The organism is Geodermatophilus sp. FMUSA9-8, from assembly GCF_037034165.1.
Lineage (GTDB): Bacteria > Actinomycetota > Actinomycetes > Mycobacteriales > Geodermatophilaceae > Geodermatophilus > Geodermatophilus nigrescens.
This window is the reverse complement of record NZ_JBAGKE010000017.1, coordinates 19,176-31,146: the sequence shown is the minus strand read 5'-3', so window position 1 is coordinate 31,146 and position 11,971 is coordinate 19,176. Positions and strand designations below refer to the sequence as shown.

16 protein-coding genes and 1 pseudogene are annotated in these 11,971 nt (G+C 77.1%); 11 read left to right on the top strand and 6 right to left on the bottom strand.

Features of this window, described 5'->3' with window-relative positions; translation table 11 throughout:
- Positions 1–224, top strand: a pseudogene (locus WA616_RS24245) (N-acetyl-1-D-myo-inositol-2-amino-2-deoxy-alpha-D-glucopyranoside deacetylase); the annotation flags it as partial.
- Positions 221–643: a hypothetical protein gene (locus tag WA616_RS24240; protein ID WP_336033916.1), complete on the top strand. Its 423-nt coding sequence runs from the start codon at positions 221–223 to the stop codon at positions 641–643. The pseudogene WA616_RS24245 and the gene WA616_RS24240, both read left to right, overlap by 4 nt.
- On the opposite strand, the gene WA616_RS24235 is transcribed toward WA616_RS24240, so the two are convergent.
- Entirely contained in the window at positions 616–1,359 is a 744-nt protein-coding gene (locus tag WA616_RS24235; RefSeq protein ID WP_336033914.1) for a GNAT family N-acetyltransferase, read from the bottom strand. The genes WA616_RS24240 and WA616_RS24235 overlap by 28 nt on opposite strands.
- A 161-nt stretch (positions 1,360–1,520) precedes the next feature.
- Here WA616_RS24235 and fdxA point away from each other — a divergent pair, with 161 nt between their 5' ends.
- From fdxA to WA616_RS24220, 3 genes are all read left to right on the top strand, one after another.
- A complete protein-coding gene (fdxA, locus tag WA616_RS24230) occupies positions 1,521–1,847 on the top strand; it encodes a ferredoxin (protein ID WP_073418760.1) in 327 nt (108 codons plus the stop codon).
- Positions 1,844–2,962, top strand: coding sequence for a succinyldiaminopimelate transaminase (gene dapC, locus WA616_RS24225; protein ID WP_336033918.1), 1,119 nt, complete (start codon positions 1,844–1,846; stop codon positions 2,960–2,962). Before fdxA ends, dapC begins: the two co-directional genes overlap by 4 nt.
- 134 nt (positions 2,963–3,096) lie before the next feature.
- A complete protein-coding gene (locus tag WA616_RS24220; protein WP_175562784.1) occupies positions 3,097–3,261 on the top strand; it encodes a hypothetical protein in 165 nt (54 codons plus the stop codon).
- Positions 3,262–3,265: 4 nt separating this feature from the next.
- On the opposite strand, the gene WA616_RS24215 is transcribed toward WA616_RS24220, so the two are convergent.
- Positions 3,266–3,973 carry a hypothetical protein gene (locus WA616_RS24215; protein WP_336033910.1) on the bottom strand — a complete coding sequence of 236 codons (708 nt, stop codon included), beginning with the start codon at positions 3,971–3,973 and terminating at the stop codon, positions 3,266–3,268.
- Between the two features lie 156 nt (positions 3,974–4,129).
- On the opposite strand from WA616_RS24215, the gene WA616_RS24210 reads away from it, so the two are divergent.
- On the top strand, positions 4,130–5,236 hold the full coding sequence (locus WA616_RS24210) for an alpha/beta hydrolase (RefSeq protein ID WP_336033909.1): 1,107 nt from the start codon (positions 4,130–4,132) through the stop codon (positions 5,234–5,236).
- 69 nt (positions 5,237–5,305) lie between these two features.
- On the opposite strand, the gene dapD is transcribed toward WA616_RS24210, so the two are convergent.
- Complete coding sequence (gene dapD, locus WA616_RS24205; RefSeq protein ID WP_336033908.1) at positions 5,306–6,286, bottom strand: 2,3,4,5-tetrahydropyridine-2,6-dicarboxylate N-succinyltransferase; 981 nt, start codon at positions 6,284–6,286, stop codon at positions 5,306–5,308.
- A gap of 104 nt (positions 6,287–6,390) precedes the next feature.
- Between dapD and dapE the strand changes: the two genes are divergently transcribed.
- Genes dapE through WA616_RS24185 form a run of 4 tightly spaced genes read left to right on the top strand, consistent with a single transcriptional unit; the run spans position 6,391 to position 9,236 of the window.
- A complete protein-coding gene (dapE, locus tag WA616_RS24200) occupies positions 6,391–7,497 on the top strand; it encodes a succinyl-diaminopimelate desuccinylase (protein WP_336033906.1) in 1,107 nt (368 codons plus the stop codon).
- Positions 7,494–8,336, top strand: coding sequence for a TIGR00730 family Rossman fold protein (locus WA616_RS24195; protein ID WP_336033904.1), 843 nt, complete (start codon positions 7,494–7,496; stop codon positions 8,334–8,336). The genes dapE and WA616_RS24195 overlap by 4 nt, the downstream gene beginning before the upstream one ends.
- Before the next feature lie 8 nt (positions 8,337–8,344).
- Positions 8,345–8,779 (top strand): DivIVA domain-containing protein, encoded by a 435-nt coding sequence (locus WA616_RS24190; RefSeq protein ID WP_336033902.1) that lies wholly within the window; start codon positions 8,345–8,347, stop codon positions 8,777–8,779.
- Entirely contained in the window at positions 8,772–9,236 is a 465-nt protein-coding gene (locus tag WA616_RS24185; protein ID WP_336033901.1) for an SRPBCC family protein, read from the top strand. The genes WA616_RS24190 and WA616_RS24185 overlap by 8 nt, the downstream gene beginning before the upstream one ends.
- On the opposite strand, the gene WA616_RS24180 is transcribed toward WA616_RS24185, so the two are convergent.
- Both WA616_RS24180 and WA616_RS24175 read right to left on the bottom strand, forming a co-directional pair.
- Entirely contained in the window at positions 9,224–9,946 is a 723-nt protein-coding gene (locus tag WA616_RS24180; RefSeq protein ID WP_336033899.1) for a cytochrome c oxidase assembly protein, read from the bottom strand. The two genes, WA616_RS24185 and WA616_RS24180, sit on opposite strands and share 13 nt — an antisense overlap.
- A complete protein-coding gene (locus WA616_RS24175; RefSeq protein WP_336033897.1) occupies positions 9,943–10,404 on the bottom strand; it encodes a DUF2243 domain-containing protein in 462 nt (153 codons plus the stop codon). The genes WA616_RS24180 and WA616_RS24175 overlap by 4 nt, the downstream gene beginning before the upstream one ends.
- A gap of 109 nt (positions 10,405–10,513) precedes the next feature.
- Here WA616_RS24175 and WA616_RS24170 point away from each other — a divergent pair, with 109 nt between their 5' ends.
- Positions 10,514–11,329, top strand: coding sequence for a MerR family transcriptional regulator (locus WA616_RS24170; protein ID WP_336033895.1), 816 nt, complete (start codon positions 10,514–10,516; stop codon positions 11,327–11,329).
- Here WA616_RS24170 and WA616_RS24165 read toward each other — a convergent pair.
- On the bottom strand, positions 11,315–11,947 hold the full coding sequence (locus tag WA616_RS24165) for a LysE family translocator (RefSeq protein ID WP_336033893.1): 633 nt from the start codon (positions 11,945–11,947) through the stop codon (positions 11,315–11,317). The two genes, WA616_RS24170 and WA616_RS24165, sit on opposite strands and share 15 nt — an antisense overlap.
- Positions 11,948–11,971 lie beyond the last annotated feature (24 nt).

The window sequence follows — 11,971 nt, the reverse complement described above, 5'->3', positions numbered from 1 at the left end:
CCGCCGCCGTCGACGGCCGGGCGTACGCGGGCCGCAAGGACGCCGCGATGCGCGCGCACGCCACCCAGATCACCGTGGACGGTCCGTTCTTCGCGCTGTCGAACAACCTCGGCCAGGAGGTGCTCGGCACCGAGCACTACCGGCTGGTGCGCGGCGAGCGCGGTCCCGCGGGCGGCGGCCCGCAGGGCTGGGAGGACGACCTGTTCGCCGGCCTGCCCGGATGACCCGCGCCGCCACGCTCGCCGGCGCGGCGGTGCTCGCGGTCGCCGTCGCCGGCTGGCTGGCCGTGGTCCAGGTGTTCTGGCTGCCGCTGCGGATCGGCGGCGTGCTCGTGCCGCTGTCGGTGCTCGCCGCGGCCGCCGGCAACGTCCTGCTGGTCGAGGGCGCGCACCGGCTGACCGGGTCGCGGCTGGTCGCCGTCCTCCCGGCGGTCACCTGGCTGGCCGTCGCGCTCTCGGCTACCGCGCGCCGGCCCGAGGGGGACCTGGTCGCCGTCGGCACCGGCGGGCTGGGCACCGTGACGCTGGCCTTCCTCGGCCTCGGCGTCGTGGGGGCCGCGGTCGCCGTCGGCCGGGTGCTGGCCACTCCTGCCCGGACGGGCCGGGCCGTGCCGCCTCAGGGGGCCTCGGGCGCCCAGCGGTAGTGGTAGCGGTGGTGCTCGACGTGGCCGGCGCGGCGGTAGAGCTCCCGCGCGGGCGTGTTGGACGCCGACACCTGCAGGTACACCCAGTGCGCCCCCCGTGCGGCGCCCCAGCGGGACAGCGCGGCCATCACCGTGCCCGCCAGCCCGCGGCGGCGGTGCTCCTCGGCCACGGTCAGCGCGCTCACGCCGAGCCAGTCGCCGGTGACCACCCCGCGGGCGACGGCGACCGGGGGCGCGCCCGGCTCCGGCCGGACGGCGGCGAAGACGGTGCGTGCGCCGCCGGTCAGCACCGCGCGGGCGGCGGCAGGGTCGGCGTCGGGCCGGTAGAGGGCCAGCCAGTCGTCGGCCGGCGCGGGTGCCAGCTCGACGTCGGCCCCGCCGGCGGGGACCAGCGGGGCGGTGAGCACGAGCACGTCCTCCGAGCGCTCCCAGCCGGCCGCCGCGAGCACCGCGCCGGCGGCCCGGGCCTGCACGCCGGGCAGCGCGGCACCGGGGCGCAGTCCGCGGGCCCGGTACCAGCGGACGACGGCGTCGGCGGCCTCCGGCAGCGGCAGTCCCGGGTCGCCGGTGACCAGCGCCGTGTTCGCCCGGCCGGTGAACCCGCCGCCGGCCCGCAGCAGCCACCCGCCCAGCGGCTCCTCCTCCGGCGCGGGCCATCCGCGCGCGGCCAGGCGCTCCAGGTCGGCGACCCCCAGCGGCGAGCGGCTCTGTCCCATGCCCCGATCCTGCGGGGTGGGCGGCGGTCTCATCCTCCCGGGGCGGGCGGGTGCACCCGTCGCGCCCGGCGCGGGGAGCCGGGGCCATACTGATCGGCAGATCCGCGCGCGCCCGGCCCCGAGCCGGGGCGCTGCCCGCACGTCCCCCGGGAGGACCCACCGTGACCTACGTGATCACCCAGGCCTGCGTCGACGTCCTCGACAAGGCGTGCATCGACGAGTGTCCGGTGGACTGCATCTACGAGGGCGACCGGATGCTCTACATCCACCCCGACGAGTGCGTCGACTGCGGCGCCTGCGAGCCGGTGTGCCCGGTGGAGGCCATCTACTACGAGGACGACGTCCCGGACAAGTGGAAGGACTTCTACAACGCCAACGTGGAGTTCTTCTCCGACCTGGGCAGCCCCGGCGGCGCCGCGAAAACGGGCAAGGTCGGCCACGACCACCCGCTGGTGGCGGCCCTCCCGCCCCAGGGCGAGGGGCACTGACCACGACGACGGGGACGGCGGCCGGCCACCGGCTGCCCGACTTCCCCTGGGACAGCCTCGAGGCCGCCCGGGCCCGTGCGGCGCAGCACCCCGGCGGCATCGTCGACCTGTCCATCGGGACGCCGGTCGACGAGACGCCGGAGGTCCTGCGCACCGCGCTGGCCGGGGCCGGCGACTCGCCGGGCTACCCGATGGCGCTGGGCACCCGTGAGCTGCGCACCGCCGCGGCCGGGTGGCTGCGGCGCCGCCTGGGCGTGACGCTGGCCGACCCGCTGGGCGCCGATCCCTCGGTGGTCCCGACGATCGGCTCCAAGGAGCTCGTCGCGCTCATGCCCACGCTGCTGGGCCTGCGCGACGGCACCGTCGTCATCCCCGAGGTGGCCTACCCGACCTACGAGGTCGGCGCGGTGCTGTCCGGGCTCGCGGTCCGGCGGGCCGACGCCCCGCCGGCCGAGGCCGCCGGGATCGGGCTGGTCTGGCTGAACTCCCCGGGCAACCCGCACGGGCGGGTGCTGTCCGACGACGAGCTGCGCGCCTGGGTCACCTGGGGCCGCGCGCACGGCGTGCCGATCGTCGCCGACGAGTGCTACGCCACCCTCGGCTGGGAGGTGCAGCCCCGTTCGCTGCTGCACCCCGCCGTCGCCGGCGACGACCACACCGGCCTGCTGGCCGTGCACTCGCTGTCCAAGCAGTCGACGGCGGCCGGCTACCGCGCCGGGCTGCTCTCCGGCGACCCGGTGCTGGTCCGCCGGGTGTGGGAGGTGCGGCGCCACCTCGGCCTGCTCGTCCCCGGCCCGGTGCAGGCGGCCATGACCGCCGCCCTGGACGACGACGCGCACGTCGACGAGCAGCGTGAGCGCTACCGCCGCCGGCGCGAGCGGCTGGCCGCCGCGGTGCGGGCCGCGGGCCTGCGCATCGACCACTCCGAGGCCGGGCTCTACCTCTGGGCCACCCGCGACGAGGACTGCTGGACGACGGTCGAGTGGCTGGCGGGCCTGGGCATCGTGCCCGCGCCCGGCTCGTTCTACGGCCCCGCCGGCGCCCGGCACGTGCGCTTCGCACTCACGGCCACCGACGAGCGGATCGACGCCGCCGCGGAGCGCCTCACCGCCTGAGCGGGCCGGCTGCCAGTCGCCTGCAAGCCGGCGGCACTGCGGCGGCAGTTCTCCGCCAGACACCCGCAAGTGCCGACCGACACGGTGGTCCCACTCGCCGGGCACCCCGCCCGGCCAGGCCGGGAGGCCCCGCCGTGTTCCTCGTCGTGTTCCTGCTCGTCCCCGTCGCCGCCCTCGTGGCGCTGCTCGCCCTCGAGGCGCGCCTGCACCGCGGCCGCAGCCTCGCCGGCGCCGCCGGCGTGTCCGCCGCCTTCGACCGCCCGGAGCTCCACGGCAAGAGCCGCGGTCGGGTGACCTGAGCGCTCAGCCGCAGTTGCGCGTCCGGTCGTCCGTGCGCAGCGCCACGGTCAGGGACTGGGCGAAGTCGGCCCAGCGGCCGTAGGCGAGCGGGAAGGCGCTGCGCTGCACGGCGTCGGCGACCAGGGTGAGCTCGCCGGTCTCCCAGTTCGGCACCCGTACCAGACGGTCGTAGAACTGGCCGGCCGCGTAGACCGGGTCCTGCACCTGCGCGGGCGTGCCCCAGCCCTGCGACGGCCGCTGCTGGAACAGGCCGAGGGAGTCGCGGTCGCCGTAGTCGAGGTTGCGCAGCGTCGACTCCTGCATCGCCGTCGCCAGCGCGATGACGATCGCCCGCTCGGGCAGCCCGCGCTCCTTGCCCACCGCGGCGATCGTCTGGGCGTTGGTCCACTGCTCGCCGCTGAGGGTCACCGACGTCGAGGGCACCGTGCACAGCGCCGTCGGCGTCACCTCCGCCGGCCGGTCGCCCTTCCAGGCCACCGACACGAGCACGACGACGCCGATCAGCAGCGCCGGCCACCAGTGCCGCCACACCCACGGGTTGCCGCCCTGCGGCGTCGCGGCGGTCGGCCGCGCCGCGGTCCGCTTGGCCGGCGGGCGCTTCGCGGGCGCCTTCCTCGCGGGCGCCTTCCTCGCGGGCGCCTTCTTGGCGGGCGCCCTCCTCGCCGGAGGGCGCTCGGCCGCGAGGCGGGTGCCGGTCCGTGCGCTGGTCATCGCCGTCGACTCTAGGTCGGCTCCCCGGCCGGGCCCCGGACCTCGCGGGGGCCCGTGGTGTGCCTGGTGCACCCGCGGTGTGGCCGCCGTCGCCAGCGCGTGCCCGCCGTCGCTAGCGTGTGGCCGCCAGTCCCGCCCTCCCCGAGGAGTACCGCCATGGCCGACGTCCTGCTCCCCGGGGTGACCGCCACCCGGGTGCCCACCGCGCGCCTGACCCAGAACGTCCTGCACCCCGAGGGCACCGACCCCGCCGGCCCCGGCGAGGCGGTGCTGTTCGTGCACGGCAACGTGAGCTCGGCGCTGTTCTGGCAGCACGCCCTGCGCACCGTGCACGAGACCGGCCGGCACCGCGTGCTCGCCGTCGACCTGCGCGGCTACGGCGACACCGACCCGCTGCCGGTGGACGCCCGCCGCGGCGTGCGGGACTGGGCCGACGACGTCGCCGCGCTGGTGGACGCCCTCGGCCTCGACCGCGTGCACCTGGTCGGCTGGAGCATGGGCGCCGGCGTCGTCCTGCAGTACCTGCTCGACGCCCCGGCGACGGTGGCGTCGGTGGCGCTGGTCGCGCCGGTGTCCCCGTACGGCTTCGGCGGCACCGCCGGGCCCGACGGGCGCCTGCTGGCCGCCGACGGCGCGGGCTCGGGCGGGGGCGCGGCCAACCCGGAGTTCGTGGCTGCGCTCGCCGCGGGCGACACCTCCGACGCCGCCCCGACCAGCCCCCGGTCGATCCTGCGCTCGTTCTACGTGGCGCCCGGCTCGCTGCCGATCGACCCGCAGCTCGAGGACGTGTTCGTCGCCGCGATGCTGTCCACCCGCACCGGCGAGGACAACTACCCGGGCGACGCCGTCGCGAGCGAGACGTGGCCGATGACGGCGCCCGGCCCGCGCGGGGTGCTCAACACGATGGCGCCGACGGTGTTCGACGTCTCGGGCATCGTCGACCTGCCGGTCAAGCCCCCGGTGCTGTGGCTGCGCGGCGACGCCGACGCGATCGTCTCCGACACCTCGGTGTTCGACCTGGCCTACCTCGGCCAGCTCGGCGCGGTGCCCGGCTGGCCCGGCGCGGAGGCCTGCCCGCCGCAGCCGATGGTCACCCAGACCCGCGCGGTGCTCGACCGGTACGCGGCCTCCGGCGGCGCCTACCGCGAGGTCGTGCTCCCCGACGTCGGCCACTCGCCGCACGTGGAGCGGCCGCAGGAGTCGGTCGTGGCGCTGCTCGAGCACCTCGACGTCCCGGCCGCGGAGCCCGCGAACCTCACCTGACGCCGGAGAGGCATTGGAAGCTCTCCGCACGTCCTGGCCGTCAAGACGTGCGGAAAGCTTCCAATGCCGTCAGTCGTTGGCGTGCAGCGCGGCGTTGAGGGCGCCCCAGTCGCCGGAGCGCGGCAGCGCCTCCAGCGCGCCGGTGACGCTGTTGCGGCGGAACAGCAGCCCGTCGCGGCCGGACAGCTCGCGGGCCTTGACCACCGAGCCGTCGGGCAGCGTGACCCGGGACCCGGCGGTGACGTAGCAGCCGGCCTCGACGACGCAGCCGTCGCCGAGCGAGATGCCGATGCCGGCGTTGGCGCCGAGCAGGCACCCGCTGCCGATGGAGACGACCTCCTTGCCGCCCCCGGACAGCGTGCCCATGATCGACGCGCCGCCGCCGACGTCGCTGTCGGCGCCGACGACGACGCCCGCGCTGATCCGGCCCTCGACCATGGAGGGGCCGAGCGTGCCGGCGTTGTAGTTGACGAAGCCCTCGTGCATGACCGTCGTCCCCTCGGCCAGGTGCGCGCCCAGCCGCACCCGGTCGGCGTCGGCCACGCGCACGCCCACGGGGAGCACGTAGTCGACCATCCGCGGGAACTTGTCCACCGACAGCACGGTCAGCGAGCCGTGCGCGGCGCGCAGGAGGGCCCGGCGGGCGGGGGTGAGCTCGGTGGCGAGCACCGGCCCGGCGCTGGTCCACGCGACGTTGGCCAGCAGGCCGAAGACGCCGTCCAGGCTCACCTCGCGCGGGCGGACGAGGCGGTGCGAGAGCAGGTGCAGCCGCAGGTAGACGTCGTGGGTGTCGGCCGGCGGGGCGCCGAGGTCGGCGATCACCGTGCGGACGCCGATCACCTCGACGCCGCGCGCGTCGTCGCTGCGCACCAGGCCGGAGAACTCGGTGCCGAGCTCGGCCTCCAGCTCCAGGGCGCCGAGCTGCTGCGTGCCGGACTCCCCGCCGGCGTCGCCGAGGGCGGGCGCGGGGTACCAGGTGTCCAGGACGGTCCCGGAGGCGGAGACGGTCGCGAGACCGGCGGCGACGGCGGAGCGGCTGGGGGAGGTCACCCCCCGACGCTACCCAGGCCCGGCCCCCGGCCTCGTCCCGAGGCTCGCCGCGAGCTCGCGAGCGGTGAGGAGGACGAGGTCCTCCCACCGTAGGCTCGGGCACCGTGACCGGCGCGCCCGACCTCGACCTCTCCGCCGACGTCCTGGCGCTCACCCGGGCGCTGGTCGACACGCCGTCGGTGTCCGGCGACGAGCGCGCCCTCGCCGACGCCGTCGAGACGGCGCTGCGCGGCCTCGGCGGGCTGGAGGTCGAGCGGGTCGGCGACACCGTCCTCGCCCGCACCAACCTGGGCCGGGACGGCCGGGTGGTGCTCGCCGGGCACCTGGACACCGTGCCGATCGCCGACAACGTGCCCAGCCGGCTCGAGGGCGACCGCCTGTACGGCTGCGGCACCAGCGACATGAAGTCCGGCGACGCGGTCATGCTGCGGCTGGCCGGGCGCTTCGGCGTCCCCGGGGCGGAGCCCGCGTACGACCTCACGTTCGTCTTCTACGACAACGAGGAGGTCGAGTCGGTCAAGAGCGGTCTCGGCCGGGTGGTGCGCGAGCGCCGGGGCTGGCTCTACGGCGACCTCGCCGTCCTGCTCGAGCCCACCGACGGCGAGATCGAGGCCGGTTGCCAGGGCACGTTGCGGGCGGTCATCGGGACGACGGGACGGCGGGCGCACAGCGCGCGCAGCTGGCTCGGCGTCAACGCCATCCACGGGGTGGCGGGCGTCCTCGCCACGCTGGCGGCGTACCAGGCGCGCGAGGTCGACATCGACGGCTGCACCTACCGCGAGGGCCTCAACGCCGTGCGCATCGAGGGCGGCGTGGCCGGCAACGTCGTCCCCGACGAGTGCCGGGTGACGGTCAACTTCCGCTACGCCCCCGACCGCGACGAGGACGCCGCCGAGGCGCACGTGCGCGAGGTGTTCGCCGACGCGCTCGCCGCCGGCGCCACGCTGACCGTCGTCGACAACGCCGGCGGGGCGCTGCCCGGCCTGACCGAGCCCGCCGCCGAGGCGTTCGTGGCCGCCGTCGGCCGCCCCGCGCGGGCCAAGCTCGGCTGGACCGACGTCGCGCGCTTCGCCGCCTTCGGCATCCCGGCGGTCAACTACGGCCCCGGCGACCCGCAGCTCGCGCACACCCGCGAGGAGTCCGTCCTGGTCGAGCGGCTGCAGCCGGCCGAGGACGCCCTGACCGCCTACCTGTCCGGAGGACGCGCATGACGACGATCCCCCCGCCCGAGGGCGCCCGGAAGCCCCGCCCGACGCGGCACCGCGGCCCGGTGGTGCTGCGCGGCGGCGAGCCCGATCCCCAGCGGGCCGGCACCACCACCGACCAGCGGCTGCTCGACCGGCGCGGGCCCACCGACTGGGTGCACACCGACCCGTGGCGCGTGCTGCGCATCCAGAGCGAGTTCGTCGAGGGCTTCGGCCTGCTCGCCGAGCTGCCGAAGGCGGTCAGCGTCTTCGGCAGCGCCCGCACCAAGCCCGACCACCCGCACTACGCGGCCGGCGTGCAGATCGGCGCGGCGCTGGCGGACGCGGGCTACGCGGTCATCACCGGCGGCGGCCCGGGTGCCATGGAGGCGGCCAACCGCGGCGCGTCGGAGGCCGGCGGGCTGTCGGTGGGGCTGGGCATCGAGCTGCCGTTCGAGCAGGAGCTCAACGAGTGGGTCGACCTCGGCATCAGCTTCCGCTACTTCTTCGTCCGCAAGACGATGTTCGTGAAGTACGCGCAGGCCTTCGTCATCCTGCCCGGCGGCTTCGGCACCCTCGACGAGCTGTTCGAGGCGCTCACGCTGGTGCAGACCCGCAAGGTCACCCGGTTCCCGGTGATCCTGTTCGGCACCGAGTACTGGGCCGGCCTGGTCGACTGGATCCGCGGCACCCTGCTGGAGTCGGGCACGATCAGCGCCGGCGACCTCGACCTGTTCACCGTCACCGACGACGTCGACGTCGTCCTGGCGACGATCCGCGAGGCCGAGAGCGCGCGGCAGAACGGCGAGGGCGGCGGGGGGATGCGCGCGCCGCTGCCCGGTCCGGTCGAGCCGGTCGAGGGCTGAGGGCGCCGGTGCTGTCCTTCCTCGTCGGGCTCGCCGCGGTCGCCGTCGTCGGGGCGCTGCTGTTCCTCGGCGGCTCGCTGCTGCTCGGGCGGGGCGAGACCCAGCCGCCGGCCGACCTGGACCGCTCGCCCGTCGAGCTGCCCGACGACCGGCCGGTGACGGGGGAGGACGTGCGCGGGCTGCAGGTGTCGGTGGCCGTGCGCGGCTACCGGATGACCGAGGTCGACTGGCTGCTCGAGCAGCTGGCCCAGGTGATCGAGGAGCGCGACGAGCAGATCGCCGCGCTGCGCGCCGAGCGGCCCGCCCGGGCGGCCGACGCCGACACCGACCCGGGGCTGACCCTGCCGGCCGGGACCGCGGGGGCATCCGCGGTGACCGCATCCGCGGGGGGCGCGGCGGCCGAAGAGGGATCCGTGGACGAGGGAGCGCGCGACGGTGCCTGAGCTGGTGCTGCCGGTGTCGGTGGAGGCGCCGCTGGAGCGGGTGTGGGCGGCGCTCACCGACTGGCGGTCGCAGGGCCGGTGGATGCCGGCCACCGACGTCGAGGTGGTCACCCCCGCCGAGGAGGGCGTCGGCGTGCGGCTGGCTGCCCGCACCGGCGTCCCGCTGCCGTGGCGGCGCGGCCGGCACCTCGGCGTGCTCGACACGATGGTGGTCACCGAGTGGGAGCCGCCGCGGCGGGTGGTCGTGCAGCACACCGGCCGGATCGTGCGCGGCCCCGGGATCTTCGAGCTGACCCCCACCGCCACCGGCACCGACCTGGTCTGGACCGAGCGGCTGCACCTGCCGTTCGGGATCGTCGGCCGGCTGGGGTGGCCGCTGGTCAAGCCGGGCGTCGTCCTCGGCTTCCGGATCTCGCTGCGCCGCTTCGCCCGCTTCGCCGCGACCTACGCCGGCTGAACGGCGGCGCGGACCGCCTCCCGGCTGGTGTACCAGCGCCGCCAGAGCACGGCGGCGGTCACCAGGGTGAGCACCGTCCCGCCGTCGTACATCAGCCGCGCGCCCTCCTCGGCGCCGACGGTGCCCGCCGGCGGGTGCGCGTAGAGCACCTTCGCGAGGACGTCGTGCGCGGCGGCGCCACCGGCCAGCGCCAGCGCGCGCACGCCCACGCCGCGCCGGTGCGGGGCGGGGTCGACGGCGAGCACGGACGCCGTCGCCAGGTAGCCCGCCACCAGCACGTGCGCGGACACTCCCGCCGACAGGGCGGGGGAGTGGGCGAGCGCGCCGTGCAGCCCGGTGCCGTAGAGCAGCCACAGCCCGGCGGCGTTGAGCGGGACGGCGACCAGCGGGTCGGCGAGCCACCGCAGCGGGGCGGCGCGCAGCAGGCGGGCGAGCCGCCGCGCCCCGGCCGGCGGCAGCGCGCGCAGGGCCAGGGTCACCGGCGCCGCCAGCACCAGCAGCAGCGGCGCGGCCATGCCGAGCAGCAGGTGCCCGGCCATGTGCGCGCGCAGGTCGCCGTGCGCGCCCATCGGCCCGGCGACGGCGACCGCCGCGGCCGCGACGCCGGCCAGCCACGACGCGGTGCGGGCCAGCGGCCACGGGCTGCGGCAGCGCCACGTGGCGCCGACGTAGGCGCCGGCGGTGAGCAACGCCAGCACCACCGCGGTCACGCCGCGGGCACCCGCCGGGCGCGCAGCAGCAGCGCGACGCCGGCGACGAGCAGGAGGACGCCGGGCAGCACCCACGCGACGTCGTAGCCGGTCAGGTCGACGCCGTAGCGGACCTGGTGCAGCCGCAGCACCTTGTGGTGCACCAGGCCGTCCCAGGTCTGGAACGCCCCCGCGCCGGTGAGCAGCGCGCCCCACCACAGCGGGGGCAGGAACCGGCCGCGACGGCGGGCGTCGGCCAGCAGGGCCATGCCGGCGACGGCGGCCGAGAAGGTGCCGGCGTGCAGCAGCCCGTCGGAGACCAGGCCCGCCGCGCCGCTGGCGCGGTCGTAGAAGTGGTGCCAGTGCAGGAGCTGGTGGAAGACGATCTCGTCGACCGCTCCCGCGACGCCCGCGCCGAGCAGCAGGCCGGAGACCAGCAGCCGGCGGCGGGCCGGCGGTCGGGTGGATGCGTCGGCCACGCGGGCCTCCCGTCGTCGCAGGTGCTCCGGCGCTGCCCGGCCGGGCCGGGCCGGAAACCGGGCGGCCCGACTGGACCCGGCCCCTGGGGCATGCCGCAGGCTCGACGGCGTGAGCGGAGACCTGTTGCGGCCCGGGGAGTTCCTGCGCCGCACCCGGCTGTCGGCCAAGGCGCTGCGGCTCTACGCCGAGCAGGGCCTGCTGGTGCCCGACGCCGTCGACCCGTGGACCGGCCACCGCGGCTACGCCGTCGCGCAGGTGGCCCGGGCCCGGCTGATCGCCGCGCTGCGCCGGGCGGGCATGCCGCTGGCGCGGGTGCGCGACGTCGTCGACCTCGAGCCGGGCGACCGCCGGGCGGCGGTGGCCCGCTGGTGGGACGGCGTGGAGGAGGACCTGCGGCGGCGCCGGGACCTGGTGGCCGCCCTGACCGCGGAGACCGAGGAGGACGACGTGCGCGAGGTGACCCTGCGCGAGGTGCCGGGCCAGACGGTGCTGACCGCCGAGCGGCGGCTGACGGTCGACGAGCTCGACGCGTTCATCGCCGGGGCGGGGGAGGAGATCGACGCGCACCTCGCGCGCTGCGGCGCGCGGCCGGCCGGGCCGCTGCGCGTCGTCTACCACGGGATGGTCACCGAGGACGGCGACGGCCCGGTCGAGGTGGTGCGGCCGTTCACCGGCTCCGTCGAGCCGGCCGGGGACCTGCGGATCCGGCTGCAGCACGCCGGGCGGGAGGCGGTCACCTGCCTGTCGCGGCGGGAGGCGGAGTTCCCCGGCATCCTGCGCGCCTACGACGCCGTCGGCGCGTGGGTGGACGCCCGGGGCCTCGAGCGGGCCGGCAGCCCGGCCGAGGTCTACCTGAGCGCGCGCGACGCCGACCCCGACGAGCCGCACGTCGAGGTGGCCTGGCCGGTGTCAGGTCCCGCGTGAGACGGCGAGCCGGGCGCCGAAGGCGAGCAGCGCGCAGCCGGTGACCGCGTCGAGCGCCCGCCGGACGGGGCGGCGCGCCAGCACCCGGCGGGCCCGGGACAGTCCGGCCACCAGGAGCAGCAGCCACACCAGGCCGACGGCGGCGTGGGTGAGCGCGTAGGCCAGCAGCACGGGCACCGGCGTCCCCGGCGCGAGGAACTGAGGCAGCACCGCCAGGTAGAAGGCGAGCACCTTCGGGTTGGTGACGTTGCTGAGGAACCCCTGGCGCAGGCCCGTCAGCGCCGGCCGGCCGGCCGCGGGGCCGCCGTCGTCGAGGTCGGGGTACCGGCCGCGCACCGCCGAGGCGAAGGCCTGCAGCGCGAGGAACGCCAGGTAGGCGACGCCGGCCCAGCGGATGGCCTGGAACAGCGGCTCCACCCGGACGACGAGGGCGGCCAGCCCGGTGGCGGCCGCCGCGCCCTGGAGGACGTTCGAGACGGTGATGCCGACCGCGCTCCACGAGCCGCGGACCCGCCCGCCGCCGAGGGTGTTGCGCAGGACGACGGCGACGTCCGGGCCGGGCACGAGCACCAGCACGACGGCGAGGACCACGAAGGTCCCGTAGCCCGACCACCCCACGGGCCGACGGTACCGAGCGCGCCG

Excerpts from the sequence above, each read along its gene's own strand:
- WA616_RS24240 (WP_336033916.1), top strand. The coding sequence starts at position 221 with ATGACCCGCGCCGCCACGCTCGCCGGCGCGGCGGTGCTCGCGGTCGCC.
- WA616_RS24235 (WP_336033914.1), bottom strand. The coding sequence starts at position 1,359 with ATGGGACAGAGCCGCTCGCCGCTGGGGGTCGCCGACCTGGAGCGCCTG.
- WA616_RS24215 (WP_336033910.1), bottom strand. The coding sequence starts at position 3,973 with ATGACCAGCGCACGGACCGGCACCCGCCTCGCGGCCGAGCGCCCTCCG.
- WA616_RS24210 (WP_336033909.1), top strand. The coding sequence starts at position 4,130 with ATGGCCGACGTCCTGCTCCCCGGGGTGACCGCCACCCGGGTGCCCACC.
- WA616_RS24195 (WP_336033904.1), top strand. The coding sequence starts at position 7,494 with ATGACGACGATCCCCCCGCCCGAGGGCGCCCGGAAGCCCCGCCCGACG.